This is a genomic window from Clostridium sp. AT4 (assembly GCF_001517625.2).
Lineage (GTDB): Bacteria > Bacillota > Clostridia > Lachnospirales > Lachnospiraceae > Enterocloster.
This window is the reverse complement of the sequence record NZ_LN999826.1, coordinates 205,421-232,199: the sequence shown is the minus strand read 5'-3', so window position 1 is coordinate 232,199 and position 26,779 is coordinate 205,421. Positions and strand designations below refer to the sequence as shown.

Annotated in this window: 28 protein-coding genes; 7 read left to right on the top strand and 21 right to left on the bottom strand. The window is 48.2% G+C overall.

The features are described 5' to 3' along the window. Positions 1-32: 32 nt before the first annotated feature. Entirely contained in the window at positions 33-1,295 is a 1,263-nt protein-coding gene (leuC, locus tag BN3656_RS02990; RefSeq protein WP_066543935.1) for a 3-isopropylmalate dehydratase large subunit, read from the bottom strand. A 145-nt stretch (positions 1,296-1,440) separates the two neighbouring features. Here leuC and BN3656_RS02985 point away from each other — a divergent pair, with 145 nt between their 5' ends. Continuing rightward, complete coding sequence (locus tag BN3656_RS02985; protein WP_066543933.1) at positions 1,441-2,322, top strand: LysR family transcriptional regulator; 882 nt, start codon at positions 1,441-1,443, stop codon at positions 2,320-2,322. 290 nt (positions 2,323-2,612) lie between these two features. On the opposite strand, the gene ilvC is transcribed toward BN3656_RS02985, so the two are convergent. The 8 genes from ilvC to BN3656_RS02945 all read right to left on the bottom strand — a co-directional run bounded on the left by ilvC (position 2,613) and on the right by BN3656_RS02945 (position 8,932). Beyond that, complete coding sequence (ilvC, locus tag BN3656_RS02980) at positions 2,613-3,632, bottom strand: ketol-acid reductoisomerase (RefSeq protein WP_066543932.1); 1,020 nt, start codon at positions 3,630-3,632, stop codon at positions 2,613-2,615. A gap of 28 nt (positions 3,633-3,660) precedes the next feature. Next, positions 3,661-4,164, bottom strand: coding sequence for an acetolactate synthase small subunit (ilvN, locus tag BN3656_RS02975; RefSeq protein WP_066544039.1), 504 nt, complete (start codon positions 4,162-4,164; stop codon positions 3,661-3,663). 154 nt (positions 4,165-4,318) lie between these two features. Then, positions 4,319-5,002, bottom strand: coding sequence for an HAD hydrolase-like protein (locus tag BN3656_RS02970; protein WP_066543929.1), 684 nt, complete (start codon positions 5,000-5,002; stop codon positions 4,319-4,321). Then, positions 5,002-5,835, bottom strand: coding sequence for an NAD(+) diphosphatase (gene nudC, locus BN3656_RS02965; RefSeq protein WP_066543927.1), 834 nt, complete (start codon positions 5,833-5,835; stop codon positions 5,002-5,004). The genes BN3656_RS02970 and nudC overlap by 1 nt, the downstream gene beginning before the upstream one ends. A 22-nt stretch (positions 5,836-5,857) precedes the next feature. After that, a complete protein-coding gene (locus BN3656_RS02960; RefSeq protein WP_066543926.1) occupies positions 5,858-6,040 on the bottom strand; it encodes an HPr family phosphocarrier protein in 183 nt (60 codons plus the stop codon). Positions 6,041-6,097: 57 nt separating this feature from the next. Continuing rightward, the gene (locus BN3656_RS02955) at positions 6,098-7,495 is read right to left on the bottom strand and encodes an MATE family efflux transporter (protein WP_066543921.1); all 1,398 of its coding nucleotides are present in this window, start codon (positions 7,493-7,495) and stop codon (positions 6,098-6,100) included. Positions 7,496-7,538: 43 nt separating this feature from the next. Continuing rightward, positions 7,539-8,489 (bottom strand): stomatin-like protein, encoded by a 951-nt coding sequence (locus tag BN3656_RS02950; protein ID WP_066543919.1) that lies wholly within the window; start codon positions 8,487-8,489, stop codon positions 7,539-7,541. 11 nt (positions 8,490-8,500) lie between these two features. Then, the gene (locus tag BN3656_RS02945; protein WP_066544038.1) at positions 8,501-8,932 is read right to left on the bottom strand and encodes an NfeD family protein; all 432 of its coding nucleotides are present in this window, start codon (positions 8,930-8,932) and stop codon (positions 8,501-8,503) included. Between the two features lie 248 nt (positions 8,933-9,180). Between BN3656_RS02945 and BN3656_RS02940 the strand changes: the two genes are divergently transcribed. The 3 genes from BN3656_RS02940 to BN3656_RS02930 are packed head-to-tail and all read left to right on the top strand — an operon-like array spanning position 9,181 to position 11,219. Beyond that, the gene (locus tag BN3656_RS02940; protein WP_066543918.1) at positions 9,181-10,188 is read left to right on the top strand and encodes an asparaginase; all 1,008 of its coding nucleotides are present in this window, start codon (positions 9,181-9,183) and stop codon (positions 10,186-10,188) included. 17 nt (positions 10,189-10,205) lie between these two features. Further along, positions 10,206-10,913, top strand: a complete 708-nt coding sequence (locus BN3656_RS02935) for an AzlC family ABC transporter permease (RefSeq protein ID WP_066543916.1) — start codon at positions 10,206-10,208, stop codon at positions 10,911-10,913. Next, on the top strand, positions 10,914-11,219 hold the full coding sequence (locus BN3656_RS02930; protein WP_066543914.1) for an AzlD domain-containing protein: 306 nt from the start codon (positions 10,914-10,916) through the stop codon (positions 11,217-11,219). A 5-nt stretch (positions 11,220-11,224) separates the two neighbouring features. Here BN3656_RS02930 and glpK read toward each other — a convergent pair whose 3' ends face one another. The 5 genes from glpK to gpr all read right to left on the bottom strand — a co-directional run bounded on the left by glpK (position 11,225) and on the right by gpr (position 18,217). Beyond that, entirely contained in the window at positions 11,225-12,724 is a 1,500-nt protein-coding gene (gene glpK, locus BN3656_RS02925; protein ID WP_066543912.1) for a glycerol kinase GlpK, read from the bottom strand. 16 nt (positions 12,725-12,740) lie between these two features. Next, positions 12,741-13,937: a radical SAM family heme chaperone HemW gene (hemW, locus tag BN3656_RS02920; protein WP_066543910.1), complete on the bottom strand. Its 1,197-nt coding sequence runs from the start codon at positions 13,935-13,937 to the stop codon at positions 12,741-12,743. Between the two features lie 24 nt (positions 13,938-13,961). Continuing rightward, positions 13,962-15,776 (bottom strand): translation elongation factor 4, encoded by a 1,815-nt coding sequence (gene lepA / locus BN3656_RS02915; protein ID WP_066543908.1) that lies wholly within the window; start codon positions 15,774-15,776, stop codon positions 13,962-13,964. A 54-nt stretch (positions 15,777-15,830) separates the two neighbouring features. Further along, the gene (locus tag BN3656_RS02910) at positions 15,831-17,129 is read right to left on the bottom strand and encodes a stage II sporulation protein P (protein ID WP_331467940.1); all 1,299 of its coding nucleotides are present in this window, start codon (positions 17,127-17,129) and stop codon (positions 15,831-15,833) included. A gap of 95 nt (positions 17,130-17,224) precedes the next feature. Further along, a complete protein-coding gene (gene gpr, locus BN3656_RS02905; protein ID WP_066543901.1) occupies positions 17,225-18,217 on the bottom strand; it encodes a GPR endopeptidase in 993 nt (330 codons plus the stop codon). A gap of 299 nt (positions 18,218-18,516) precedes the next feature. Between gpr and rpsT the strand changes: the two genes are divergently transcribed. Beyond that, on the top strand, positions 18,517-18,780 hold the full coding sequence (rpsT, locus tag BN3656_RS02900; RefSeq protein ID WP_066543900.1) for a 30S ribosomal protein S20: 264 nt from the start codon (positions 18,517-18,519) through the stop codon (positions 18,778-18,780). Positions 18,781-18,836: 56 nt separating this feature from the next. Here the strand turns inward: rpsT and BN3656_RS02895 are convergent, their stop codons facing one another. Both BN3656_RS02895 and holA read right to left on the bottom strand, forming a co-directional pair. Further along, positions 18,837-19,400: a TIGR01440 family protein gene (locus tag BN3656_RS02895; RefSeq protein ID WP_066543899.1), complete on the bottom strand. Its 564-nt coding sequence runs from the start codon at positions 19,398-19,400 to the stop codon at positions 18,837-18,839. A gap of 14 nt (positions 19,401-19,414) precedes the next feature. Next, positions 19,415-20,392 carry a DNA polymerase III subunit delta gene (gene holA / locus BN3656_RS02890; protein ID WP_066543897.1) on the bottom strand — a complete coding sequence of 326 codons (978 nt, stop codon included), beginning with the start codon at positions 20,390-20,392 and terminating at the stop codon, positions 19,415-19,417. A 156-nt stretch (positions 20,393-20,548) separates the two neighbouring features. Here holA and BN3656_RS02885 point away from each other — a divergent pair, with 156 nt between their 5' ends. Next, the gene (locus BN3656_RS02885; protein ID WP_066543894.1) at positions 20,549-21,001 is read left to right on the top strand and encodes a helix-turn-helix domain-containing protein; all 453 of its coding nucleotides are present in this window, start codon (positions 20,549-20,551) and stop codon (positions 20,999-21,001) included. Continuing rightward, a complete protein-coding gene (locus tag BN3656_RS02880; protein WP_066543892.1) occupies positions 20,994-22,358 on the top strand; it encodes an MATE family efflux transporter in 1,365 nt (454 codons plus the stop codon). Before BN3656_RS02885 ends, BN3656_RS02880 begins: the two co-directional genes overlap by 8 nt. A 223-nt stretch (positions 22,359-22,581) precedes the next feature. On the opposite strand, the gene BN3656_RS02875 is transcribed toward BN3656_RS02880, so the two are convergent. The 5 genes from BN3656_RS02875 to BN3656_RS16395 form a co-directional block, all read right to left on the bottom strand. Continuing rightward, the gene (locus tag BN3656_RS02875) at positions 22,582-23,058 is read right to left on the bottom strand and encodes a low molecular weight protein-tyrosine-phosphatase (protein WP_081422819.1); all 477 of its coding nucleotides are present in this window, start codon (positions 23,056-23,058) and stop codon (positions 22,582-22,584) included. A gap of 171 nt (positions 23,059-23,229) precedes the next feature. Next, positions 23,230-24,483 carry a tyrosine-type recombinase/integrase gene (locus tag BN3656_RS02870; RefSeq protein ID WP_066543889.1) on the bottom strand — a complete coding sequence of 418 codons (1,254 nt, stop codon included), beginning with the start codon at positions 24,481-24,483 and terminating at the stop codon, positions 23,230-23,232. Between the two features lie 24 nt (positions 24,484-24,507). Continuing rightward, positions 24,508-24,714, bottom strand: a complete 207-nt coding sequence (locus tag BN3656_RS02865) for an excisionase (protein ID WP_066543888.1) — start codon at positions 24,712-24,714, stop codon at positions 24,508-24,510. Between the two features lie 77 nt (positions 24,715-24,791). Further along, a complete protein-coding gene (locus BN3656_RS02860; protein WP_066543885.1) occupies positions 24,792-25,658 on the bottom strand; it encodes a DNA adenine methylase in 867 nt (288 codons plus the stop codon). Position 25,659: 1 nt separating this feature from the next. Further along, a complete protein-coding gene (locus BN3656_RS16395) occupies positions 25,660-26,310 on the bottom strand; it encodes a hypothetical protein (RefSeq protein ID WP_066543883.1) in 651 nt (216 codons plus the stop codon). Positions 26,311-26,779 lie beyond the last annotated feature (469 nt).

The following is a 26,779-nucleotide window of genomic DNA, read 5'->3' as shown; positions in this document are numbered from 1 at the left end:
TAGGACTGTAAAACCAGATCGTCCCGGCAGCCTTACATCACTGCTTCGGGAGCCGTAATCTTTCCTGCCACGGCGCTGGCTGCGGCTACCGCCGGGCTTGCCAGATATACTTCTGAATCCACATGGCCCATACGGCCAACGAAATTGCGGTTTGTAGTGGAAATACATCTTTCACCGGCCGCCAGAATGCCCATATAACCGCCCAGGCAGGGGCCGCAGGTGGGAGTGCTTACCACTGCCCCGGCCTCAATAAATATTTCAAGCAGCCCTTCTCTCATGGCCTGCAGATAGATGGCCTGCGTCGCAGGGATCACAATACAGCGCACACCCTTTGCAACCTTCTTTCCCTTTAAGATCTCAGCTGCCGCCCGGATATCATCAATCCGTCCATTGGTACAGGAGCCGATCACTGCCTGATCGATCTTCACCTCGCCTACCTGATCGATGGTTCTGGTATTGGAGGGAAGGTGGGGAAATGATACCGTTGGCTTTAACCGGGATAGATCGATCACATAGGTCTCATCATACTCCGCATCCTCATCCGCCTCATATACCGTAAATTCCCGTTTGGAATGCTCCTTCATATACTGGAGAGCAGTCTCATCCACAGGGAAAATACCGTTCTTTCCACCGGCCTCAATGGCCATATTGCAGATGGTAAAGCGGTCATCCATGGACAGATTCTTAATGCCCTCTCCCGTAAATTCCATGGAGCGGTACAGGGCACCGTCCACACCGATCATGCCGATGATATGTAAGATCACATCCTTGCCTGATACCCATTTGGAGGGCTTTCCAACCAGCTCAAAGCGGATGGCAGAAGGCACCTTAAACCAGGCCTTTCCCGTTACCATTCCTGCCGCCATATCCGTGCTCCCCACTCCCGTAGAAAAAGCTCCCAACGCTCCGTAGGTGCAGGTATGGGAGTCCGCTCCGATCACCGCATCACCAGCCACAACCAGACCTTTTTCCGGCAAAAGTGCGTGTTCGATTCCCATATCACCCACATCAAAATAGTTGCTGATCTCATGGCGGCAGGCAAACTCTCTGCAGCATTTGCAGTTTTCTGCTGATTTAATATCCTTGTTCGGAATAAAGTGATCCATTACAAGGGCAATTTTATCTTTATCAAAAACCGTCTGACAGTTCATCTTTTTCATCTCATTGATGGCAACCGGAGAGGTGATGTCATTTCCAAGCACCAAATCCAGCTCCGCTTCGATCAGCTGTCCCGCTTTCACCTCTGCAAGTCCCGCATGAGCGGCTAATATCTTCTGGGTCATGGTCATTCCCATTGCTTCATCCTCCTCACCAGGGGGCTTTTCATTTAGCCCCATCTGTTTTTAATCTGTGCTTTACATTCTATCATATCTGTTGCTATAATAAAAATACATAATATGAATGGTGTATATGAAAAAATGTTATACAGGAGTATTTACCATGGAACAGAACCTTTCACAGTATAAAATCTTTTACGAGGTAGCCAAAGCAGGAAACATTTCAAAAGCTGCCAAGGAACTCTATATCAGCCAGCCTGCCATCAGCAAAGCCATCAGCAAGCTGGAAGACAGCATCGGTATCTCGCTTTTCACCCGCAGCTCCAGAGGCGTGCAGCTGACAGCAGAAGGGCAGGTCCTTTTTGAATATGCAAAGGAAGCCTTTGAGGCCCTGACCAGAGGAGAACAGGAATTAAAGCGGATCCAGGAGTTTGACATCGGCCATCTCCGCATCGGCGTCAGCAATACCCTTTGTAAATATGTGCTCCTTCCTTATCTGAAGACCTTTATCGACCAATACCCACACATGAGGATTTCCATTGAAGGCCAGTCTACTGCTCAGACCATCGCCGGTCTGGAACAGCACAAGCTGGATCTGGGCCTGATCGCAGAACCGGCTTCTCACAGGGATCTGACCTTTATTCCCGTTATGGATATTCAGGATACCTTTGTCACTACGCCTTCTTACCTGGAAAATCTCTATCTGCGGGAAGGAAAGGATGCGGATATCTTTGAAACGGGAAATATCATGCTTTTGGATCAGAGCAACATGACCCGGATCCATGTGGATCAGTATCTGGAAGAATATTCCATTATTCCCCATCAGATTCTGGAGGTTACAACTATGGATCTGCTGATCGAATTTGCAAAGATCGGTCTGGGTGTAGCCTGTGTCATACGGGAACTGGTACAAAAGGAGCTTGACAACGGAACTTTAGTGGAAGTTCCTCTGAAAAATGCCATCCATCGAAGAACCATCGGCTTTGCCTACCATTCCAATAATCAGGCCATGGCTTTAAAAATATTTCTGGAATTTCTTTATTAAGCATAACAGCTGCCGGAGAAATGTACGTTTTCCGACAGCTGTATTTTGGGCTATTTGATCACAAATTCCACTCCTGTTTCCTGCTCTTTCTGCGTGATCTGAGCAATGACTGCCTCATTTACAATCCTCTCATACTCTGCTCCCAACACATTCTTCCTCTGTTCCTCCGGTTGCCAGAAAGGCTTCAAAGGCGGATGAACTCTTTAAATTCCAAAAAATCCCAAAAGAGGCCGTCTGTTTGACGGTTCCCTCTTTTGGGATGTCTGCTCCGTTTTCTAATTGATGTGTTATTAGTTGTTGATCAGCTTATCTTCTTCATTGTTCCAGCTGTAAAGCTTTCTGATCTCTTCGCCAACTTTCTCAGACGGATGCTCGGAAGCCAGTTTTCTCATTGCCTTAAAGTGTACCTGACGGCCTGCGGGAGACATATCAAGCAGGAAGTCCTTTGCGAAGGTTCCGTCCTGGATATCTGTGAGGATCTTCTTCATAGCCTTCTTTGTATCTTCTGTAATGATCTTCGGTCCAGTGATGTAGTCGCCATACTCTGCCGTATTGGAAATGGAATAGCGCATTCCTGCAAAGCCGGACTGATAGATCAGATCTACGATCAGCTTCATCTCATGGATACACTCAAAATATGCGTTCTTGGGATCATATCCTGCCTCTACCAGAGTTTCAAAGCCTGCCTGCATCAGAGCGCATACGCCGCCGCAGAGGACTGCCTGTTCTCCGAAAAGGTCTGTCTCTGTCTCTGTGCGGAAGGTAGTCTCTAAAAGTCCTGCTCTGGCACCGCCAATGGCAAGGCCGTATGCAAGAGCGCGGTCTAAAGCTTTTCCTGTGTAGTCCTGCTCTACTGCCACCAGACAGGGAGTTCCCTTTCCTGCCTGATACTCACTGCGCACGGTATGACCCGGAGCCTTGGGAGCGATCATGGTAACGTCTACATTCTTAGGCGGCTTAATGCAACCAAAGTGGATATTAAAGCCGTGGGCAAACATCAGCATAGCGCCGTCCTTTAAGTTTGGCTCAATGTCCTTCTTATACATGTCCGCCTGAAGCTCATCATTGATCAGGATCATGATCACATCTGCCCTTTTTGCAGCCTCTGCCGCTGTATAAACCTCAAAGCCCTGCTCCTGGGCTCTCTTCCAGGAACGGCTTCCCTCATACAGGCCTACGATCACATTGCACCCGGATTCCTTTAAGTTCAGCGCATGGGCATGACCCTGGCTGCCGTAACCGATGATGGCAATGGTCTGTCCATCCAGCATGGATAAATTACAATCTTCCTGATAATAGATCTTTGACATATAAATATCCTCCTTGAGACGTTGTATTTTATGGCAGGTATCGGATATCTTCGCTTCCCCGCTCCAGTCCGGTCAGTCCGGTACGGGCCAGCTCCAGAATCTCGTAATCCTCTAACAGATTGATAAGGGCATCCAGCTTTGACTGGTCTCCTGTCAGCATGACCGTCAGGGAATCCCTTCCCACATCTACGATGGTTGCACGGAAAATATTGGAAATCGCACTGATGGCCTGGCGATCCTGAGCGCTTGCCCTTACCTTAACCATCATCAGTTCTCTGTATACGGAACGATCCGGCTTTAATTCCTTAATGTCTCTTACGTCCTCCAGCTTGTCCAGCTGGTTCTTGATCTGCTCAAGAACCGTCTGGTCTCCCAGAGAAACAACGGTCATCCTGGAATATCTCGGATCTGCAGTGACGCCTACGGTCAGGCTCTCAATGTTGTAGCCCCGGCGGCTGAACAGGCCTGCTACACGGGCCAGAACGCCGGCCGTATTGTCTACCAGAAGCGACAACACGATTCTGTCATCCATCATATCTTATTCCTCCATATCAGCCGGTCATTTCCCATCCCTGCCAGAAGCAGGATTTGTCTGAAAATTCCCTGTGCCATATATTAGTTTTTATCATAGCAACCATTATTTTATTTGTCAAATGTATAATAGGAATGGCAATTATGAACAGAAGTTATAACATTTCACCAAGGAGAATTGCCCTCAGCGCTTCTACCGACTCTGCAATCCGTGCCGCCTCACTCTCTTCCAGTTCCCTGCGGCTTCCGTAACCATAGAGCACGCCAATGCTCTCCAGCCCCTGCTCCCCAGCTCCTATGATGTCATGCTCCCTGTCTCCCACCATCACGATATCTGGCGCCAGATCACGGCCTGTTTCATCCCTTAAAAGACCAAAGCGCTCTCTTACATAAGAAATCACATCACCTTTTCTCACGCGGGTTTCCTCCAGATCAGCACCGCCGATGCCGTCAAAAAATCCAGCCAGCCCAAAATGCTCTAAGATCTGAACTGCAAAGGGCTCCGGCTTGGAGGTCGCCACATACAGCTTCTTTCCCGCATTTTTCAATGCTCCCAAAAGCTCTGGTATTCCCGGATACACCTTATTCTGCGCCCAACCCTCCCGGCAGAAATACTCACGATACACGGAAATAGCCTCTGTGGCCTTTTCCTGGGAAAAACCGTAAAAATTGATGTAACTATCCCTTAAAGGCGGACCTATAAAGGGACAGAGCATATCCAGATTTGTTTCTTCTATGCCATAATGTGCCAGAGAATACTGGACAGCCTTTGTAATTCCTTCCTTCGGATCGGTCAGAGTGCCATCCAGATCAAATAATATGTACTTTTTTTCTTTCATTAGATTTTTCCATCCTTAAATGCTTTCATCATCTCATGGCCTACGCTGATATAGGGCGGATACTCTATGATCTCCTCCCTTGTAAACCAGCCGGCCTCCGACAGTTCCTCTTCCTGGAGCCGTATGGTATCGTCTCCGTCCAGATCTGCCACAAAGCCGATCATCACCGTATCGGAAAAAGCCCATGGCTGACTCTTATAGTAACGGATATTTTTGACTTTCAGTCCCACCTCTTCCATTACTTCCCGCTTCACACAGTCCTCAAAGGTCTCTCCGATTTCCAGATAGCCTGCGATCAGAGCATAATGACGGTAAGCTCCCCTGGCATACCTGGACATAAGCAGCCGATCCCCATTCCGGATCGCCACGATCACTGCCGGACTGATCTTGGGATATTCTGTATGGCCGCACGCAGAGCATACCATGGAACGCTCTTTCTCTCCCGGAGCCATTTTTCCCCCGCAGCAGCCGCAAAACCTGCGGCTCTCTCTCCAACGGTAAATCTGGCTCCCCGTAATTCCCGCAAAGCCGTCCTCCATGGGTTCAAAGGAGCGGAAGATCTGCAGTCCCTCCATAACAAAGCCGCCAAATTCCGGCATTTGAAACGTATCTGCCAGATAATACCCTCTGGAATCAATAGAAAAGAGGTATGAAACGCTTTCCACAGCATCTTCCTCTCCCTTTAAATCCCTAAAAGCAGGGAGACGGTATCCGTCCCCCTCCTTGATAAGCATTACCTTATTGTATTCATAATGAAGCAGGATATCATCCTCCTGCGGATTTTTTCTCATATAGGCAGGATTAAACCTGCCTTCACCGATTTCCTGTATCATTGGCACTGCTTCCCTTTCTTCTTTAGTTGTGGATCACTATCTTAAGTTTTTTGCCTGTACCGAAGCTCATAACCCCCAAAAGGGATTTTCCATCCACAATACAGCTTCCCAGACAGACATCCACATCCCAGCGGATCTTTTCCGCCTGATTCACAAAGTGCACAATTTCCTCCACATTATTGAAAATAACCTCTCCTGACGTCATAAGCCAACCTCCTGCTTTTGCTTTTTTACTGATACAGGAAGTTTTTCCGCCATTTTCCTATTTATACTGATGCTTTAAAAAAATTTTCTTTAAGTTTACCCTCTTTAGGCTGCTGAAAAAGTAATAATACACCGCAAAGGCCGCTGAGGTTAAAGCCCAGGTCATAGGATAACAAAAGGCAGCTGCCAGAATGGTATTGAAATGCGGCAGTGCAAAAATAATCCAGATCACACGCACCAGACACACGCCTACACCGGTAATAATGAGAGGCATCCAGGCATCACCCACGCCTCTTAAGGTACCGGAAAGGATCTCAATGGTGATATAGGTAATAAAGGTGGGAACCATAAAATGGATCAGGCTCTGGCTGATGAGCTGTACCTGAGGATCCGAGGTGAAAAGCTCGATAAACAGATACCCCCAGAAATACAGCGCTGTCGAGACAATGGCCGTAAGCACCACGCCGATCACCATACAGGCGCCGGCTCCCTTTCTCACCCGGTCCATCCGCCTTGCTCCGTAGTTCTGTCCAACAAAGGTAGTAACGGATATTCCCAGAGCATTGATCATCATCCAGTACAGGCCGTCCACCTTTCCGTAGGTTGCCCAGGCAGTCACATTGTCTGTTCCCAGATTATTTACACCGGCCTGGATAATAATGTTGGAAATGTTATACATCACAGACTGCATTCCTGCTGGGATACCGATGCGTATGATCCTCTGGAGCATCCGGCCGTCAATACGGATCTTTCTCCACTCTACCTTATACATATCCTGTGTGCGGGTCAGGCAGAGAATTACCAGGATCGCTGAAAAAAGCTGGGAAGAAATAGTTGCCAGAGCAGCACCGGCCACTCCCATCCGGAGCACTGCCACTAAAACCACATCCAGGATAATGTTTACAAAACAGCTCCCAATGAGGAAATACAGCGGCCGTCTGGAATCTCCCACTGCACGGAGAATGCCGGCTCCCATATTGTACAGAAGATTAGGAACCATCCCCAGAAAATAGATCCTGATATAGGTTACTGCATGATCCATTACATCCTCAGGCGTATGCATGGCTGTGAGCGCCCATCTGGCTCCCACAAGTCCCACTGCCATAAAAAGGACGCCTCCTATGACCGAAAAAGCAACTGAGGTATGTACGGCCCAGTGAACCTTATCGGCCTTTTTTGCACCGTAATACTGCGAGATGACCACAGTAGCGCCGCTGGACAGACCCACAAAGAAGCCCACCATCAGATTGATCAGCGTACTGGTGGTTCCTCCTACTGCTGCCAGAGCCTGTTTTCCCACAAAGCGGCCTACTACCACGGCATCTGCCGTATTATAAAGCTGCTGAAAAAAGGTTCCGAATAAAATAGGGAAGAAAAACAGCAGCAGCTGTCCGAAAATACTTCCCTCTGTAATTCCATTTGCTTTTATCTTTTGGACTTTTTGCTCCGCGCTCATTTGTTTATCTCCTCGTTGACGGGTACTTTATCTCTTTATCTGCTTACTTCTCAGCAGCTCCGTCTCCTGCTACCTCTGCAATAGACTTTACAAGGCCTGCAATTCCCTGGATTTCAGAAGGAATGATGATCTTGGTGGCTCTGCCGTTGGCAGCCGCCGCAAAGGCCTCCAGACTCTTAAGCTGCAGCACGGTCTGATCAGCTCCTGCTTCCCGGATGTAGCGGATTCCTTCTGCTGTAGCCTTCTGTACGGTGCGGATGGCCTCCGCCTGTCCCTGAGCCTCTTTGATCTTCTTTTCCTTCTCTGCTTCAGCACGAAGGATGGCCGCCTCTTTTTCAGCCTCTGCATTTAAAACGGCAGACTCCTTATTTCCCTCTGCTACCAGGATCATGGACTTCTTCTCGCCCTCTGCCTTTAAGATAGCCTCGCGGCGCTCACGCTCTGCCTTCATCTGCTTCTCCATGGCCTCCTGAATGGCTGCCGGGGGAATGATGTTCTTAAGCTCCACACGGGTAACCTTGATACCCCAGGGATCCGTCGCCAGATCCAGGGATTCCTGCATCTTGGCATTGATGGTCTCTCTGGAAGTCAGTGTTTCATCTAACTCCAGATCACCGATAATATTTCTTAAAGTAGTGGCTGTCAGATTCTCAATCGCAAGGATCGGACGCTCCACACCATACGCATACATTTTCGGATCGGTAATGTAGAAGAATACCACTGTATCGATCTGCATGGTAACATTGTCCTTTGTGATCACCGGCTGCGGCGGGAAGTCCTCCACCTGCTCCTTTAAGTTTACCTTCTTTGCCACCCGGTCAATAAAGGGGATCAGAAAATGGACGCCTACCCCGTAGGTCCCCAGATAGCCGCCCAGACGTTCCACTACCAGCGCCTGTGCCTGAGGAACAATTCGGATACAGGACGAAAGAATCACCAGAATTACAACTGCAACAATAATAAACGCCATAAAACCTCCTATCATACCTAACATAAAATCCCTCCTTATTCATTTTCCTGTTCTACAAATAGTTTTGCGCCCCGGATCTCCCGGATCACAGCGGCTGTGCCGGGCGTAAGGATCCGATCCTCATGGAGCGAACGGGCCAGCCAGGTTTCTCCGGCCAGAGACACGCTTCCTGTTCCCCGGACGTTGTCGATGGTCTCCTTAACCACCACTTTTCTGCCGATGAGCCCGTCTGTGTTGGTCCGTGTCTCCTTCGGCTTTAGGATTCCTGCCGTCAGAGGCCGCACCAGAAGGAGCAGCGCAAAGGAAACGGCTGCAAACAAAGCCAGCTGCAGCTTCACACTGCCTCCCAGGACCTGAACCAAAAGCCCCGCAAGCGCTCCTCCTGCAAACCAGATACAGGTAAGGGAAACGGTAAGCGCCTCTGCCGCTGTAAGCACGATAAATGCCGCGATCCAAAATAAGGTCATCTGCTTTTCCTCCTTTCTGCAGCCGTGCCGGAAAGCTGTCTGTACACTCCGCACGGATATGATTCCCCATTATAGCCGGCTGTACCCGCTTTTGAGGAAAGATATCTTTATTGTATCATATTTACTGTCATATTCAAATAAGGGAATGAAAAAATTGACAAATCGTAAGAGAATCGTTAGAATACAGACAGACTCTCCGGTTTGGGCTTTAAAGGCCGGCCGGTTATTGATAAGGAGATTTATATTTTATGAAACGCATCCTGCTTCTTGGCACTGGAGGCACCATTGCCTGCAAACGTACGTCCCAGGGGTTAATGCCCCTTCTTTCCTCGGAAGAAATCCTTTCCTTTGTCCCGGACAGCCGGACGTTCTGCAGCATTGATTCGATCCAGGTATTAAATATTGACAGCACCAACATACAGCCTTCCCACTGGCTTACCATTGAAAAGGCTATTGAGGAACATTATAAAGATTATGACGGCTTTGTGATCACCCACGGTACAGACACCATGGCTTACACGGCCGCTGCCCTTTCCTATCTGATCCGCAATTCTGCAAAGCCCATTGTGATCACCGGAGCCCAAAAGCCTATCGATATGGAAAACACAGACGCCAGAACCAATCTTGCGGACAGCCTTCGCTTCGCCTCTCACCCAAACGCACATGGGGTCAATATCGTATTCGACGGCAAGGTGATCGCAGGCACCCGCGGAAAAAAGGAGCGCACCAAGAGCTACAACGCCTTTTCCAGTATCAATTTTCCCTATATTGCCACGATCCAGGAGGAGCATATCCTTTTTTATCTGGATGACAAGGAGCTTTTAAAAGAGCCGGTGCAGTTTTTTTGCCATTTAAATCCCAATGTGGGGCTTTTAAAGCTGATTCCTTCCATGGACGCCTCCCTTCTTGACTATATGGCAGAACACTATGACGCTGTTATCATTGAATCCTTCGGCGTAGGCGGCCTTCCCTCCTATGACGGAGGAGATTACCATCGGGCCGTGGGACGCTGGACCAGCCTGGGAAAAACGGTAATCATGACCACACAGGTCACAAATGAGGGCAGCAATATGTCTGTATATGAGGTAGGCAAAAATATCAAGCAGGAATTTGGCCTGCTGGAAGCCTATGACATGACGCTGGAGGCAGCAGTGACAAAGACCATGTGGATTCTGGGACAAACAAAGGACCCGAAGGAAATCCGGCGCCTGTTTTATCAGACCGTCAACCGGGATATCCTCTGGAAATCGGTATAAGGGAGGGAAACACGAGTATGAATCAGCAGAAACGTCCGTTTTATTCCGGATTGATCCACGGCATCCCCATCGGCCTCGGCTATCTGGCTGTATCCTTTACCTTCGGCATCATGGCGGTAAGCTCCGGCCTCTCTGTTTTCCAGTCCGTGCTTATCTCCCTTACCAATCTTACAAGCGCCGGCCAGTTTGCCGGCCTTGGCATCATAACCGCCGGCTCCTCTTATCTGGAAATGGCCGCGGTGCAGCTTGTGATCAACCTGCGCTACTGCCTTATGTCCTGCTCCCTTTCCCAGAAGCTGGATCATAAGATGCCTTTATTCCATCGTTTTCTCATGGCCTATGGGGTGACGGATGAAATTTTCGGCGTGTCGGTCTGTCATCCTGGAACCTTAAGCCCCTTTTACAGCTACGGGCTGATGAGCGCCGCTGTGCCGGGCTGGACTTTGGGAACGCTTTTAGGCGCGCTCTCCGGCAGTCTGCTTCCGGAACGGCTTTTAAATGCCCTGGGCGTGGCCCTCTATGGAATGTTTCTGGCGATCATCGTACCTCCGGCAAGAGAAAACAGGGTCCTTCGGGCTGTGGTCCTGCTCTCCATGACAGCCAGCTTTGTATTTACCCTGATCCCGGTATTAAATACCATTTCATCCGGATTTAAGATCATCCTTTTGACCTTTGTTATCGCCGGAGGAGCCGCCCTGATCTGCCCTGTAAAGGAGGAAGCTTAAATGAATCGGAATATTTATGTCTATATAGCAGTAATGGCAGCAGTGACCTATCTGATCCGACTGCTGCCGCTCACACTGATACGAAAAGAAATCAAAAATACCTTTCTTCGTTCTTTTTTATATTATGTTCCCTATGTGACGCTCTCCGTCATGACCTTTCCGGCCATCCTCTATGCCACCCGCTCTGCAGCAGGCGGAGCCACAGCTCTGGCCGTGGCCGTCCTGCTGGCCTGGAAGGGAAAAAGTCTTTTTCATGTATCCCTTGCAGCCTGCACAGCTGTATTTTTACTGGAATTTTTTATCTGAACTTCTTAAATCCCGTCTTTTGCCCAGCCATAGGAACAGCGTACCGCCTTCTGCCAGCCCTTAAGCATCCTGCACCGGACTTCCTCTTCAATCTTTGGGAAGAAGCTGCGGTTCGCTTTCCATCCTCTGGCGATCTCTTCCTTATTTTTCCAGAATCCCACTGCAAGACCTGCCAGATAGGCAGCTCCCATGGCGGTTGTTTCCACACAGGCCGGGCGGTCTACCTGGACGCCGGTTAAATCTGCCTGAGTCTGCAGCAGATAGTTGTTGGCGCTGGCCCCTCCGTCTGCCTTCAGCCGTTTCACCTCCTGTCCCAGATCCATCTTCATGGCTTCCAGCACATCATTGGTCTGGTAACAAAGGGAATCCAGAGTCGCGCGGATAATATGATACCGATTCACCCCGCGGGTAAGGCCCAGAATGGCGCCTCTGGCATAGGCATCCCAATGCGGTGCTCCCAGACCTGTAAAAGCCGGCACCACATAACAGCCATTGGTATCCTTTACCTTTTCGGCCATATATTCTGAATCTGCCGCTGATCCGATCAGCCTCAGCTCATCCCTCAGCCACTGGATCGCTGCTCCAGCAGCAAAAATAGACCCCTCCAACGCATAGGTTACATTTCCCTCCAGCCCCCACGCGATCGTTGTCACAAGGCCGCTCTTTGAAAATACCGGCCGGTCTCCTGTATTCATAAGGAGAAAGCAGCCTGTGCCGTATGTATTTTTCGCATCGCCCGGCTCAAAACAGGTCTGGCCGAAAAGAGCGGCCTGCTGATCTCCCGCCGCGCCTCCTATCGGAATCGGATCTCCAAAAAACTGCCGGTCTGTCATGCCGTAAATACAGCTGGAGGGCTTTGGCTTTGGGAGCATCTGTTCCGGTATGTCAAAAAGCTCCAGGATTTCTTTATCCCAGGTAAGCGTATTGATATTAAACAGCATGGTCCTGGAAGCGTTGGAGTAATCGGTCACATGAACGGCTCCCTTTGTAAGCTTCCAGATAAGCCAGGTTTCCACGGTTCCAAAAAGCAGTTCTCCCCGCCCGGCCCTCTCTCTGGCTCCGGGCACATGATCCAGGATCCATTTCAGCTTGGTAGCAGAGAAATAGGCATCAATGACCAGACCGGTCTTTTGGCGTATCAGTTCTGTCAGTCCCTTTGCCTTTAATTCGTCGCAATAAGCCGCAGTCCGACGGCACTGCCACACGATTGCCGGACCAATGGGCTCTCCGGTAGCCTTATCCCATACAATGGCTGTCTCCCTCTGGTTGGTGATGCCAATAGCAGCAATATCGCCAGCCGAGGCGCCAATCTTTGACATAGCTTCCACTGCCACTCCCAGCTGAGTCGACCAGATTTCATTGGCGTCATGCTCCACCCAGCCGGGTTTTGGAAAATACTGGGTAAATTCCTTCTGAGCAAGGCTGCAGACCTCCCCGTTCTGATCAAACAGGATACAGCGGCTGCTGGTAGTCCCCGCATCCAGAGCCATGATATATTTCCCCATACATATGCTCCCTTCTCTAAGACAACAAAAATTCGCTGAGTACGAAATTGCTCACATCCATGCCCCATTCTGTAAGTGACAGCCATACTCCTTCTTTTTTCAGCAGACCATTGGCCATAAGCCGTTCGATCACCGCTCCATAGACCGTTTCCATTTTCACTCCGAACAGTCTTACGAAATCCATTTCCGATACCCCTCTCGTCATCCGAAGGCCCAGAAACATAAATTCTTCCATACGGGCCTCTCTTGAAAGCTGCTCCACCGGCCCAGCCAGCTCTCTCAGACCTTCCCCACAGTCATGCTCCAGATCCAGGGCCAGATAACGCCTCAGATCCTTTTCATTGGAAAAGCGGCAGCCGTCCATATAAGAAGATGCCCCCAGGCCCAGTCCCAGATAGGACACCTCTGTCCAGTAGCCTATATTGTGGCGGCATTCCTTTCCAGGCTTTGCATAGTTTGAAATCTCATAGCGCTGATAGCCCATCTCTCCCAGAAAATCCCTTGTAAGATGGTAAATCCTGTTTTCCGTATCTTCATCCGGAAGAGGAAGGACATTTTCTCTCCGGCAGCCGCCCATTCCCGGCCCATACTGTTCCCAGAAGGGCGTTCCCTGCTCTATGATCAGGCTGTATGCGGAAATATGCTCCGGTTTGAGCATCGTTACCTTTTTTAAGGTATTTTTCCACGATTCAAGCGTCTGGCCAGGGATCCCGCTCATAAGATCCACGCTTATATTGGTAAAGCCAGACATTCTTGCGCTCTGATAGCTCTTTAAAAACTCCTCAAAAGAATGAACCCGGCCCAGGTTTTTAAGCTCCTGATTATCTGCCGACTGAAGGCCGATGCTTACGCGGTTGATGCCACAGTCATGGTACACAGGAAGCTTGTTGTATAAAAGAGTACCCGGATTGGCCTCGATCGTAATCTCCGCATCCGGCTCCAATGTAAAGTTTTCCTTTACGGCCTCCATGATCCGCCGGATCAGTTCCGGTTCCATAACCGTAGGGGTACCGCCGCCGATAAAAACCGTGGATACCGTAAGCTCACTGCAGAAGGCTCCTCTGGCCCGGATTTCTCTTACCAGCTGATCCACATAAGCCTCATGGTCTGCAGCCAGAGCCCGAAAGGAGAGAAAATCGCAGTAAAAACACTTTTTCACGCAAAACGGGATATGGATATACAGCTCAATGGTATTTTTATTTGCATTTATCATAGGGTGACTGTCTCGCTTTTTCTCTTACTCTTCATCCAGCTTCAGAACGCTCATAAACGCCTTCTGCGGAATCTCTACATTTCCGATCTGGCGCATCCGCTTTTTGCCTTCCTTCTGCTTTTCAAGAAGCTTTCTCTTTCGTGAAATATCGCCGCCGTAGCACTTTGCAAGCACGTCCTTACGGACTGCCTTTACCGTCTCTCTGGCAATTATCTTTCCACCGATGGCTGCCTGAATGGGGATTTCAAACAAGTGGCGCGGAATCTCCTCCTTTAATTTTTCGCACATCCTGCGTCCCTTTTCATAGGCCGAGGCAGAATGTACAATAAAGGAAAGAGCGTCCACTTCCTCTCTGTTTACCAGAATATCCAGCTTCACAAGCTCAGACCGCTCATAGCCCTTTAACTCATAATCAAAGGAGGCATATCCTCTGGACCGTGACTTTAAGGCGTCGAAGAAGTCATAGATGATCTCATTTAAGGGAAGCTCGTATTTTAAAAGGGCACGGGTGGTTTCAATGTATTCCATTCCCAGATATACGCCCCGGCGCTCCTGGCACAAAGTCATAATGGAGCCCACATATTCGGTCGTTACCATGATCTCCGCGCTTACAATAGGCTCCTCCATGTATTCAATTTCACTGGGATCCGGCAGATTGGATGGATTGGTAAGCTCGATCATCTCACCATTCGTCTTATATACCCGGTATACTACGCCCGGAGCCGTTGTCACAAGATCCAGGTTATATTCCCTCTCTAAGCGCTCCTGAATGATTTCCAGATGAAGCAGGCCTAAAAAACCGCAGCGGAAGCCAAAGCCAAGAGCCACAGAGGTCTCCGGTTCATAGAAAAGCGAAGCATCATTTAGCTGAAGCTTTTCAAGGGCGTCTCTTAAGTCATTGTATTTGGCACCGTCTGCAGGATAAAGTCCGCAGTAAACCATAGGCGTTACCTTTTTATAGCCCGGAAGGGGGCTTTCACAGGGACGGACGGCATCTGTAACCGTATCGCCCACACGGGTATCGCGGACATTTTTGATACTGGCGGTAATATAGCCTACCATTCCCGCGCTGAGCTCGTCGCAGGTAATAAACTGGCCTGCGCCGAAGTATCCGACCTCTACTACCTCTTCCTCTGCCCCCGTGGCCATCATCCGCACACGGGTTCCCTTCTTTACCGTGCCTTCCATCACACGGCAGAAAATAATTACACCTTTGTAAGAATCATAAATAGAATCAAAGATCAGCGCCTGAAGGGGAGCATCGGGATCTCCCTTGGGAGACGGGATCTTGTGCACAATGGCCTCCAGAACATCTTCGATATTCAGTCCTGTTTTCGCGGAAATACGGGGCGCATCGTGAGCCTCCAGACCAATCACATCCTCTATCTCCGCCTCCACATGATCCGGGTCGGCGCTTGGAAGATCGATTTTATTGATAACCGGAAATACGTCCAGATCATGATCCAGAGCCAGATAGACATTTGCCAGCGTCTGAGCCTCAATGCCCTGGGACGCATCCACTACCAGGATGGCTCCGTCGCAGGCTGCCAGACTGCGGGAAACCTCATAATTAAAGTCTACATGTCCGGGAGTGTCGATCAGGTTAAAAATATATTCCTCCCCGTCCTTTGCCTTATATACGGTACGCACTGCCTGAGATTTGATGGTAATGCCTCTCTCCCGCTCCAGGTCCATGTTGTCCAGGATCTGCTCCTGCATCTCTCTGCTTGTTAAAAGCCCTGTTTTTTCAATAATACGGTCAGCCAGGGTGGACTTGCCGTGATCAATATGGGCGATGATACAAAAATTTCGTATTTTACTCTGGTCAATCGTTGCCATTCTTTATCCTCGTCTTCTTTCAAATTAAAATATATCTGCCATTATACCTTTTTTTCACTCCCCTTGCAACACCATATCCAAAAGTTGTGCCAGGGGCTCCATGGCGTTTTTTACCTCTTCAAATGTATTCGTCTGAGCCCCCGCTTCAATAAGAGCAGACTTAGGCCGCAGGTGGAGATTATAGCGCAGTCCCTTTAAATAGATCTTTCTGGCAAATCCTGGAAAATACGCCTGTGCTCCCAGCTGCATTTTCAGGCTGAATGCAAGGTTTTCTGCCAGATAAGGATTGGGAAGATAGGCAATTTTCCCCTCCGGCGTACGGCTGAGGCCGTTAAAAAACATGATCTGCGCTGTGGGCTTTCCATTGATGTCGGAAACCATGTGGAGATTTTCCGAAACGCCATCCCTGTGAAGATCCAGAACTACCTGAATGGAAGGATTCTGCTGCAGGATACGGTTTACGCCTTCCAGTGCATAATTATAGGCCTTACTCCGATCCAGAACGCCACTTTGCAGATCATAAACCGACGTGTCATGGTAAACCCGGTAGCCCTTCTGCGTCAAAAGTTCTGCCAGATAATCTCCCACCTCCACAATGGTCTGCCCCTGAGGGCCGGAATCCTTAAAGGCCTCCTGAGAATGGGTATGGTAAATGAGGATCTGCGGCCCTTCCCCTTCATTATCTAATGTCACATCATGGCTTAAAAGTGCCGGACCGTTAAACAGATCACGGCCTGCTGTAGTAGAGGTATGTACACTGTAAAAATGCTTCATGAGAAAGTCAAAATCCTCCAGCTGCTGAAGCTGATAGAGTGTTCCGGTTACTGGCAGAGGAAGGCTTCCTGCCAGAGAAAGGGCAGAGCCTGAAACACTGGCTGCGGTTTCCTCTAACGCTTCCCCGGAACTTTCTCCGGGGCTTTCCTCTAAGCCGTGAGCCACGCTCCCCTGCGAGGCCTTTTTTCTTTCTTCATGCTGCTTCTCCCCTGTTGTTTCATCTCCGTACCGGTCAAGATACTGGTGCTCCCTGTAAAATAAACGTGCCTGCATATGATTCCTGAAAGCAGGGTCTGCATCTTCCCAGGCGATCTTTACAGCCTGATCCGTATTACTGCCGTCCTGCTCCGTTATGTTCCTGGAATTTTTCCCCGTCATCTCATAAGGCGCAGCCTGATGCCATAGAAGCTCTGCCAGTTCTTCCCCGGCCATCCGAACCTGCTGCTCCCAGGGAACTGCCGTAAGGACGGCTCTGCTGTTTTTTATCATATAGACGGCTCCCCATACGGTCCCCGCAGCCGCAAGGCCCATGAGACATATCCTCACCGGCCCTCTCCTTCCGTTCCTTTTCATCCCCATACCCGGTCCCGCCTGTCCTTTTTACACCTTGCCAAAGTGCTGTATCCTATGGTATGCCAAAACAAAGAAAAAAATGACAGCATCTGCCGCCGGAATCACAGCTCAAACACAGCCCGGTGAATACCTTCCGAAATGGTAAAACTTAGCTGCTGAACAGACTGGTCAATATCCGGCGGCGTCACATACATAGGCCCAAATTCCGGCTCCAGAAGCTCCCGGATCAGTTCATACTGCCCCTCTGTGTCCATCTGGCGTATCCACGATCCCGTGCCTTTTGCGCATTCATTTTCCTCCAAAACCGCAAGAAGGGCTGAAATCGTATCCTGCACAATGGCAGCCGCCCCCACCACCGTCGGCACTCCAATAGCGATCACCGGTACTCCCAGGCTCTCTTTTGTGAGACTGTGACGATGATTGCCTACTCCGGAGCCCGGATGGATTCCCGTATCTGTAAGCTGTATGGTTGTGCACAGGCGGCGGACGCTGCGTGCTGCCAATGCGTCAATGGCAATCACCAGATCAGGCGATGTCTCTCCTATGATCCCATGCAGAATCTGAGCCGTTTCCATCCCCGTCTGGGCCATAACGCCTGGAGCAATGGCGCAAAGGCATGGATAGGGCTGTTTCTTCTCTGTCCTGTCCGCAAGAAGATGGCCGGTCACTCTGAGATTTCCCACAGTCCGGGGTCCTAAAGAATCCGGTGTTACGGATTGGTTTCCAAGGCCGACCACCAGCAGGGACGGATTTTCCTTTTTCTCCCATCCTGCCCGTTTCATCAGCTCATTCAACTGCATGGCCAGTTCATCCGCCACTCTGCTGTGACAATCCTCATCCGGCGTCTGCAGCTCATCTGCTTCCAGCGTTAGATACGTTCCTTCTGGCTTTCCCATCGCTCTGGCTCCCTGAGCATTCAGTATCTTCACTTCTGTCATTCTGACCGCACCTTCTTTTCTGGTTCTTTCCTTTAATACAACCCCTGGGATCTCACCCCCATCACCTTCAAAACTTTCTTTATCTTCCAGAGCCAGATCTGTGCGTATCTGAAAGGAAAATGTGGCTGCAGCCTGCTTATTTTCGGAACTTCCCATTCCTATGCCTCCTGTCTTTTTCTTCGATCCATTTGAATTTCCACATTTTGCAGTATTTCCAAAGGCCATCCACCCTCAGCTGCGGGGACGGCGCAAAAAGAGAAACTGCGATCCATCTTATTTTCCACTCATTTCAAAAAAATATTCCCTAAAACTTCAAAAAAACACCAAATTCCGCTTGACATTCCCAAAATCATTCGCTAAAATGTAATAGTATGTTTACATTGAACTGTCCGTGTCCAGGCTTTGATGGAAAACACAACGATTAAGAAGAGAAAACCGAACGGAGGTGTATTTCATTGGCTAACATTAAATCTGCAAAGAAGAGAATCTTAGTAAACGAGACTAAGGCTGCAAGAAACAAGGCAATCAGATCCAAGGTTAAGACTGCGATCAAGAAGGTAGAGGCTGCTGTTGCTGCTGGAGATAAGGCTGCTGCTCAGACTGCATTACAGGCTGCTATCACAGAGATCGACAAGGCCTGCACTAAGGGCGTATATCACAAGAACAATGCTGCCCGCAAGGTGTCCCGCGTGACCAAGGCTGTTAACACTCTGGCTTAATTTTATAGAGATATTTAAAATCCCTCCGGATTAACCCACCGGAGGGATTTTTTTGCTTACAGCTTCCTTTCATCATAACGTGCTCTTTCTCCGCCGATAAACTTAGGGCGTGTTCTGGCACAAACTACATGGGCGCCTCCAATTTCTCTGTTTAAAATCCGCACTGGAACTGCCACATCCTTTAAATGCATCCCGATCAGGGTATCTCCGATATCGATTCCCGCATGAGCTCGGATATGCTCCACTGCCGCCGGATGCTCCAGGGTATGATAAGCCGCCGTAGCAAAGGAGCCTCCTGCTTTTAGCTGAGGAACCACATTGACAGGCTCATATCCGTATTTTAACGCGGCCTCCTCCTCTAATATAAGCGCCCGGTTTAAATGCTCACAGCACTGGGCGGCCAGATAAATGCCCGCAGGTTTTAGCTCCTCATAAAGAGCTTCATAAACCGCCTGTCCGATTTCTCCGCTGGAATGAGAGCCAATCTTAAAGCTCCCGATTTCACTGGAGGAACAGCCCACAACCAGAATCTGCCCCTGCTTCAGATCTGCCGTTTCCATAAGCTCCCTCAAAACATCTTTTGTCTGTTTTCTAATCGCATCTAACTGAAGTTCTTCCATTCCATTTTCCTCCTTTAATACGTTTTTGCAATCAAAAGTTCTACTGCCAGACGGTCTGTCAGGCGGCCTGTCTTTACGCTTTCCTCTGCATCCACACAAAGATTTACATAGGAAAGGATCTGTTCCCTTGAAAATGTCTTTGCCTGCAGCATGATTTTCCCTGCCACAAAGGGCTGAAGCTTCATCCTGGAAGCAATGGTACTCTTATCCATGCCCTGCCCCATCAGCTCCTTCACCTGCAGGATCTGGTTAAACTGCCTTGCGATCAGAAATAAAATCCGCATAGGCGGCTCCTTTAAGGTAAGCAGATCCTCATAAAGATCCATAGCCTTTCGCGTCTGACGGTTGGCAATAGCCGTAATCATGTCAAAAATCTTGTTGCTCACCTGAGTGGTACAGATAGCCTCCACATCCTCCTCAGTGATCACATCACGGCCCAGGGTATAGCTGATCAGCTTTTCCAGCTCTGAGCTGATATTTTCCATATCATCCCCTGTTTTGCTTAAAAAAAACTCCATGGTGCGCCCGGTGATCTTTTTCCCATTTTTTGACAGGATGCCGGCAGCCCAACGGCCAAGCTGCGACGCATCCTGACGGCCAAGCTCCGCTGTATAACCGTATTTTTTCACGGCTTTAAAAAGCTTGCTGCGCTTATCCACCTCTGTTTCCACAAACACAAGACAGGTGGTATCGGGAATATGCTCCATATAAGCGCTCATTTCCTCTCCTCCTGCTCCGCCCTTAAACCAGCCGCTGTCCTCTATTAGCACCAGCCTGCGCTCTGCAAAAAAAGGCATGGTATCTGCAATGCCGATAATCTCATTTATATCCATTCCCTTTCCCTCGTAATGGTTAAAGTTCATGGTATCTCCAGCTGTCACTGCATCCTTTAAACGGTTCTTATAGCTCATTTTCAAAAATGCCTCTTCACCAAACAGAAGGTAGGCCTTTTTAAATGAACCGTCCTTTATATCCTGGTTTAATATCTGCATACGCTGTCTGTCACTCCCTGCCCTGGCGTTTTGCTCTATTATACCATGTCTTCCCCCTCTTGACAAATAGACTGTAGAGTGTATAATTATTTTTCTGAACAGTTCTTTTTAAAACCTTTTTATTTAGAACCTTTTATTATGTAAAAGGAGGATCCAATGACCTCAAACACTGATTTTCTTTTAGGTATCCGGGCTGCCATGAAGTTTCAGGACAGCCTGCTAAAACAGCTCTCTGAAACCTATGGACTGACTCTGATCGAGGCAAATGTCATCACATTTCTCCACAATAATCCGGGGAAAGATACTGCGGCCGACATCACGGAGCTTCGGATGCTCTCAAAAGGAAATGTCTCCCAGGCTGTGGAAAGCCTGATACAGAAAGGGCTCTTAAAGAGAATCCCGGATCTCCATGACAGACGCCGGATCCACCTGGCTCTGCTGCCCGCCTCACACTCCATTACTGCTGATGTAGATACGCTTATGGATGAATACAGAGGATATCTGTTTCAGGGATTTTCCAAAGAAGAGTTTGCCTGCTACCAGATTCTTTCAAAACGGCTCATGGAAAACGCAAAAAATGCTATGAAAGGCAGGAGTACACATGAATGACAACAAAGATTTTCTGGCAAAAGAGCCTGTGGGAAAGCTTCTTTTAAAGCTGGCTCTTCCTACTGTTACTGCTCAGATCATCAACATGCTTTACAACATCATAGACCGCATTTACATAGGACACATTCCTGAAAACGGCGCTCTGGCCCTTACAGGAGTAGGTGTCTGCATGCCCCTTATTATGATCGTGTCCGCATTCGCTGCTCTGGTTGGAAACGGCGGCGCTCCCAGAGCCTCGATCTTTATGGGACAGGGCGATAAACAGGCGGCTGAAAAAACACTGGGCAACTGCTTTACCGTTCAGCTGATTATCTCCGCTGTTCTTACCGCTGTTCTTTTAATGTGGAACCGTGAATTTCTTCTGGCTTTCGGCGCCAGTGAAAATACCGTAGAATACGGCGTAGCCTATATGAATATCTACGCTCTGGGAACTATTTTCGTACAGCTCACACTGGGTATGAATGCATTTATCACAGCCCAGGGCTTTGCAAAAACAGGCATGCTCTCCGTTATGATCGGTGCGGCAGCAAATATTATCCTGGATCCGATTTTCATTTTTGTATTTGGAATGGGAGTACGCGGCGCGGCTCTGGCAACTATCTTATCACAGGCATTATCCTGTACCTGGGTGCTGGCCTTCCTCTTCGGAAAAAAGACCTTCTTAAAGATCAAAGCTTCCAATTTAAAGCTTACCCGTTCCATTATCATGCCAAGCCTTGCGCTGGGACTGTCCACCTTTATCATGCAGTCCAGTGAAAGCGTAATCTCCGTATGCTTTAACTCCTCCCTGTTAAAGTACGGCGGCGACATCGCAGTCGGCGCTATGACCATCTTAACCAGCGTCATGCAGTTTGCCATGCTGCCCTTACAGGGCCTGGGCCAGGGCGCACAGCCCATCATCAGCTACAACTACGGCGCAAATCTCACTGGGCGCGTACGCTCAGCCTATAAGCTGCTTCTCGCCTTGAGCTTATCCTATGCATCCCTGCTGTGGCTGGGCGTCATGCTTGCTCCTCAGGCATTTGCCGCCATGTTCACCTCAGACCCGGCTCTGATCGACTTTACCAAGCATGCACTGCGGATCTATATGGCCTGTATGTTCCTCTTCGGCATCCAGATGGCCTGCCAGATGACCTTCACTGCTATCGGCAATGCAAAGGCTTCCATCCTGGTCGCTGTTATGCGTAAGTTCATCCTGCTGCTGCCTCTGATCTATCTGGTTCCTAAGTTTATGCCTTCCGATCCGACTACTGCCGTATATCTGGCAGAGCCGATCGCTGATTTCTTTGCAGTCAGCTTCACTGCTGTGCTGTTCTTCTTCCAGTTTAAGAAGGCGCTCAGAGCATTGGAAGAGTAATCACTGCGGAATGTTTGGTATTTTCTCTATCTGAATTTTATAAAAGAGAGCACTGCTCAATCACCTGAATCTGATGATTTTGCAGTGCTCTCTTCGTCTTTCAATTTCTCCTGGGTTTCCGCATTTTGCAGTATGCTGCCATCAGCAGATAAGGGATACACGTTTTCCCTTATCCACTGATTGATGGAAGCCAAGGTGCAGGATACAATACAGCGTAAAAAACTCAAACAATTTCTCTGTTGTCTTTCAGATATTTCAGAAATCCCTTGCAGCCTTCCATTATATCTAAATACGTTTCATCAAAATTACCCGTATACCACGGATCTGCAATATCTCTTCCTGAACCTGCAAAGGAAAGAAGCTTGTATATCTTTCCCTTTGGATCTCCTTTTAACATCCGGTTGAGATTGCGTATATTTGCTGTGTCCATACCTATGATATAGTCAAATTTATCATAATCTGCTGTTTGGATCTGCTTTGCCCTGTGGGGGACTAACGGAATCCCAACCTCTTTTAGTTTGTTTACCGTTCCCCAATGAACCGGATTTCCTATTTCCTCTGTGCTGGTCGCAGCTGAGTCGATCAGAAATCGATCTGCCAAACCGGCTTCCTTAACCATGTGGGTGAATACGCTCTCACACATGGGGGAGCGGCAGATGTTGCCGTGGCAAATAAATAACACTCTGACATATCGTTTCATATCCTGGTATAACCTCGTTTTTCCTTGTATTCTCTACATTTCAAAGCATTTGCCCTAATACTATATGTAGGCATAGTATAGCATATCTTCGCATATCTAGGCCAGCAAAAAAAGTAAATTCACAGGTAAATTCTCTGTCCATATGGATTTCAGGCAAAAAAAGATTCCGGACTATGCCATCCGGAACCATTTTCCTGTCTGTTCTTTTTCGTTGATCTCCTTCATTGCCTCCAGACGGTCTACTTCTCTTTTGGCGTCCACCAGACCCAGATGAGTATACACATTCATCGTTACTTCAATCGAACTATGCCCCATCAGATATTGCAGCGTTTTCGGACTAATACCGCTCTTCGCCATATTCGTACAGTAGGTATGGCGGCAGATATGAGGGGTAATCTTTGGCAGCTTCCTTTTATTCTCTTTGTTGTGCTTCTCAACTGCACGCTGGAAACGCTTTTCCCACTGATACGATACCATTGCCTTTCCCCGTCTGTCCAGAAACAAAAATCCACTGTATCCGTCTATGATCTGCTCCACCTTTGGGGATTTCCGGTTCTCAAGCACTCTCTGAAATGCTTCATAAACCTCTTCCGTCATCGGCAAGATTCTTGTTCCTGCATTGGTCTTGGTTTCCTCGATGTACTTTCCTTTATGACCTGTGGTTTGCAGCTGATGGTTGATATTGATTGTACGCTCTTTCATATCAATGTCTCTCAATGTCAGTCCGCTCAGCTCTGAAACTCGAAGTCCGGTTTTAAACAGGATAAACATCCCGTCATAGCACTCACGATAAGTCTCGTCATTCTTCACAAAGTCCAGAAATCTCTTCTCCACGCTTGGCTCCACCGCATCCCGTTTACTGGAATCATTGATTAAGACCTCCTTTAACTCAAAGTCAAATGGATTCTTTCTGATGAAATCGCTCTCTGCTGCCAGTGCAAATGCCGGACGAAGCACACCACGAATCGAATGAATGCTGCTGTATCCTTTTCCTTTTTTCTGTAAGCCTACAATCCATTCTTTGGCATCTAATACCCGAACCGTGTCAATCCGTTTTTCTCCAAACGGGTCTTTTTTCAGAAAGTTCACTACGGTACGGTAGCCGTTCTGGGTAGTTGGGCGCACCCCGTTTTTCGTATTCAGGTATTTTTCTACCAGCTCCAGAACGCTCAGATCGCCACCACGGTACAGAATCCCGTTCCTCTCGTTTTCCTTAAGCTCTCTGATTTTTTCCCTGAGGGAGAGATCCGTTCTCTTGCCGGACGGAACCCTGTCGTGGGGTTCCAGCTTCCAGCTGTATATATAACTCACTTTTCTGGTCAACGGATCCTTATATGTATACATATAACGCCCGTCTGCTCTCTGCTGTTCTCCGTCACGCAGAATCCGTCCTCTATTATCTTTTCGTTTCTCACTTACTGCCATTGCTCTGTCCCCTTTCGTAATCCCTTATACACAGCTTGCAGCATCCATAAACTGCTCAAACTTCACTCTCTTAATCAGTACCTTTGTCCCATTATTCAGTATAAAATCCTCCTGTGGCTGCTCCTGTATAATCTGACGGAGCTTCTTTTCTCCCAGATTGAAATACTCACTCGCCTCTCGGATCGTCAAGCTATATTTATGCCACAGCGGCACTCTTTTTTCGTTATCCATACACATTTCCTTTCTGTCTGGGAGGGTAACGCTGACCCTCCCCGTCTGTCTATTGCCATTCTTCACAAATCTTTCTGCTAGTTTTTATTCGCTTTGCTGACTTCCGTACTCATTCGGATATAAAATCTTGCCTGAGGAGGAAGCTCATAGTTGACCCAGATAAACTCCTCGCCAATGCCTTTTTTCTTTTGATTGGAACAGGATTGTACCAGATCCGCCAGTTTATAACGCTTCCATCCATATTCCAAGAGCCTGTCATACAAATCTCCGCCCTTTTTTTCACTGTCATAGTAGCCGCAGAGCATAATCTTGCACTTCGCTTCCTGCATGTACTCTAACATCTGGATATGTTCCTTCTCTCCCATTTCATTGTCATAAATCTTTTTGTTGCCTCGCAGGTTCAGAAGATAGGGTGGGTCTGCAAACACAAATGCATCCTCCTTGTCTTTTGCCTCTCGTATCAGCTCCACGCCGTCCTGACAACGAATGTCTACTCCCTGATACCGCTCGGTCACAGCGGGAAACTTCTGCTCTATCATACTGGTAAAATGTCTCCCCAGATAAGGCTGATAAAACTCTCCCATTCCGTTGTAGGATAATACGATCCTGAGATACTTACACATCGCCCATTCGATATCATCCTGCGCCTTTCCTTCATTCAGGATTCTTTTCGCCTTCAGAAATGCTTCCTCGTTCAGTTCCTGATGTCTCAACCGCCTTCTCAGTTCTCGGCTTTTTTCCGGATCGGACAACACCTTATGTAACATATACAGGTCTCTACTGTACTCGCTCACAGTCTCATGCCGGCATCTCTTTTTATTGATCAGCACCGCCCCTGAGCCGAAAAACGGTTCATAATAAGAAGTATGCTTTGGGAATAAATGATACAGCGTATCCACCACACGGAATTTTCCACCTGTCCACGGTACTAAGCTAATCTTCATCTTATGCCGCCTCCCCCTCTGTACCAGTGCTGTCCTCTGCGGGTTTCTGCTTCTCACAGGAAACTTCTTCAGCCAGTAAACAGATTCCTCTGACTCCGTTCGACTCATTCTTATAATCATTCCGTCCACTATTGCATTTTAAATATCCACGCATCTTAAACTCCTGCACGATTTGCCGATAACTCAAGAAGTCAAACTCCTGCTTGCACAATTCCTTAAACTTTCCAGTCGGTATGTTATAGTATATTTTTTCGCCACACAAAATCTTCCAGCTCTCATGCTCTTTATTATGTTCTGCCAACTCAATCAGACGGTCTTTTATCTCCTCGATGCTTAACTCCGTCTCCTGAGTCTCCTCATATTCCATAGTAACCATCCGTTCCACTGCGTTCTCCTTGATACACGCCACGCCTTCCCTGTCAAATCCGTAGTCGTAGAACTCATCAAACACGCTTCCTTTGCAAATGAGCTCCTTCATACTAGAAGAAATGCCCGTATACATTCGTCCGCTTTTCACATCCTGAACGGCAAACCAAATTTTTTTGCGTCCGTTTACCTGATGCCGAATGCCATACATAAACACTCTCATTTCTGTATTCTCATAAATAAGGTTCTTATCTTTTCTATCTAATGTAATCATCTTGTCACTCATGTTCATTTTCTCCTTTGATGTATAATAATTTTCTATATTAAAGCGCAAAAGCATTTAGCGTCTAATCATCCATATTCAGTTGTCAAGGTGCAGTTTTTTGCTGCTATCCCCTCCATTTCTGTTTGAATATTCTGTCTATTTATGATATTTTTATGTTATTCTGCATAAACAAGCCACTTTTACACCGTTTTTTCCCACTTGAACACACCACTCCCCAAAATAAGTACTCTGCAATCGCCAAACAGGCGCACTTCTTCTAGGTTATGGGGGCGATTTCTAAGCTCTAGGGACTGTTTTGTGTCCCTCTCGCTTACAAGTATATACTAACATGTTGGTAGTATTTCTTGAATATCAAGCACTTTTCTACCAATAGTCCACGCTTAATCAGTATGCATATCGGTAATGTATTAGTAGTCTTTGCTTTTTATTGGAAAGCACCATGAAAAAAAGACGTCAGGTAAACCTTGCC

Bases quoted from the DNA above. Each gene is read 5' to 3' on its own strand.
- leuC (WP_066543935.1), bottom strand. From the start codon at position 1,295: ATGGGAATGACCATGACCCAGAAGATATTAGCCGCTCATGCGGGACTT.
- BN3656_RS02985 (WP_066543933.1), top strand. From the start codon at position 1,441: ATGGAACAGAACCTTTCACAGTATAAAATCTTTTACGAGGTAGCCAAA.
- ilvC (WP_066543932.1), bottom strand. From the start codon at position 3,632: ATGTCAAAGATCTATTATCAGGAAGATTGTAATTTATCCATGCTGGAT.
- ilvN (WP_066544039.1), bottom strand. From the start codon at position 4,164: ATGGATGACAGAATCGTGTTGTCGCTTCTGGTAGACAATACGGCCGGC.
- BN3656_RS02970 (WP_066543929.1), bottom strand. From the start codon at position 5,002: ATGAAAGAAAAAAAGTACATATTATTTGATCTGGATGGCACTCTGACC.
- nudC (WP_066543927.1), bottom strand. From the start codon at position 5,835: ATGATACAGGAAATCGGTGAAGGCAGGTTTAATCCTGCCTATATGAGA.
- BN3656_RS02960 (WP_066543926.1), bottom strand. From the start codon at position 6,040: ATGACGTCAGGAGAGGTTATTTTCAATAATGTGGAGGAAATTGTGCAC.
- BN3656_RS02955 (WP_066543921.1), bottom strand. From the start codon at position 7,495: ATGAGCGCGGAGCAAAAAGTCCAAAAGATAAAAGCAAATGGAATTACA.
- BN3656_RS02950 (WP_066543919.1), bottom strand. From the start codon at position 8,489: ATGTTAGGTATGATAGGAGGTTTTATGGCGTTTATTATTGTTGCAGTT.
- BN3656_RS02945 (WP_066544038.1), bottom strand. From the start codon at position 8,932: ATGACCTTATTTTGGATCGCGGCATTTATCGTGCTTACAGCGGCAGAG.
- BN3656_RS02940 (WP_066543918.1), top strand. From the start codon at position 9,181: ATGAAACGCATCCTGCTTCTTGGCACTGGAGGCACCATTGCCTGCAAA.
- BN3656_RS02935 (WP_066543916.1), top strand. From the start codon at position 10,206: ATGAATCAGCAGAAACGTCCGTTTTATTCCGGATTGATCCACGGCATC.
- BN3656_RS02930 (WP_066543914.1), top strand. From the start codon at position 10,914: ATGAATCGGAATATTTATGTCTATATAGCAGTAATGGCAGCAGTGACC.
- glpK (WP_066543912.1), bottom strand. From the start codon at position 12,724: ATGGGGAAATATATCATGGCTCTGGATGCGGGGACTACCAGCAGCCGC.
- hemW (WP_066543910.1), bottom strand. From the start codon at position 13,937: ATGATAAATGCAAATAAAAATACCATTGAGCTGTATATCCATATCCCG.
- lepA (WP_066543908.1), bottom strand. From the start codon at position 15,776: ATGGCAACGATTGACCAGAGTAAAATACGAAATTTTTGTATCATCGCC.
- BN3656_RS02910 (WP_331467940.1), bottom strand. From the start codon at position 17,129: ATGGGGATGAAAAGGAACGGAAGGAGAGGGCCGGTGAGGATATGTCTC.
- gpr (WP_066543901.1), bottom strand. From the start codon at position 18,217: ATGGGAAGTTCCGAAAATAAGCAGGCTGCAGCCACATTTTCCTTTCAG.
- BN3656_RS02895 (WP_066543899.1), bottom strand. From the start codon at position 19,400: ATGGAAGAACTTCAGTTAGATGCGATTAGAAAACAGACAAAAGATGTT.
- holA (WP_066543897.1), bottom strand. From the start codon at position 20,392: ATGCAGATATTAAACCAGGATATAAAGGACGGTTCATTTAAAAAGGCC.
- BN3656_RS02885 (WP_066543894.1), top strand. From the start codon at position 20,549: ATGACCTCAAACACTGATTTTCTTTTAGGTATCCGGGCTGCCATGAAG.
- BN3656_RS02880 (WP_066543892.1), top strand. From the start codon at position 20,994: ATGAATGACAACAAAGATTTTCTGGCAAAAGAGCCTGTGGGAAAGCTT.
- BN3656_RS02875 (WP_081422819.1), bottom strand. From the start codon at position 23,058: ATGAAACGATATGTCAGAGTGTTATTTATTTGCCACGGCAACATCTGC.
- BN3656_RS02870 (WP_066543889.1), bottom strand. From the start codon at position 24,483: ATGGCAGTAAGTGAGAAACGAAAAGATAATAGAGGACGGATTCTGCGT.
- BN3656_RS02865 (WP_066543888.1), bottom strand. From the start codon at position 24,714: ATGGATAACGAAAAAAGAGTGCCGCTGTGGCATAAATATAGCTTGACG.
- BN3656_RS02860 (WP_066543885.1), bottom strand. From the start codon at position 25,658: ATGAAGATTAGCTTAGTACCGTGGACAGGTGGAAAATTCCGTGTGGTG.
- BN3656_RS16395 (WP_066543883.1), bottom strand. From the start codon at position 26,310: ATGAGTGACAAGATGATTACATTAGATAGAAAAGATAAGAACCTTATT.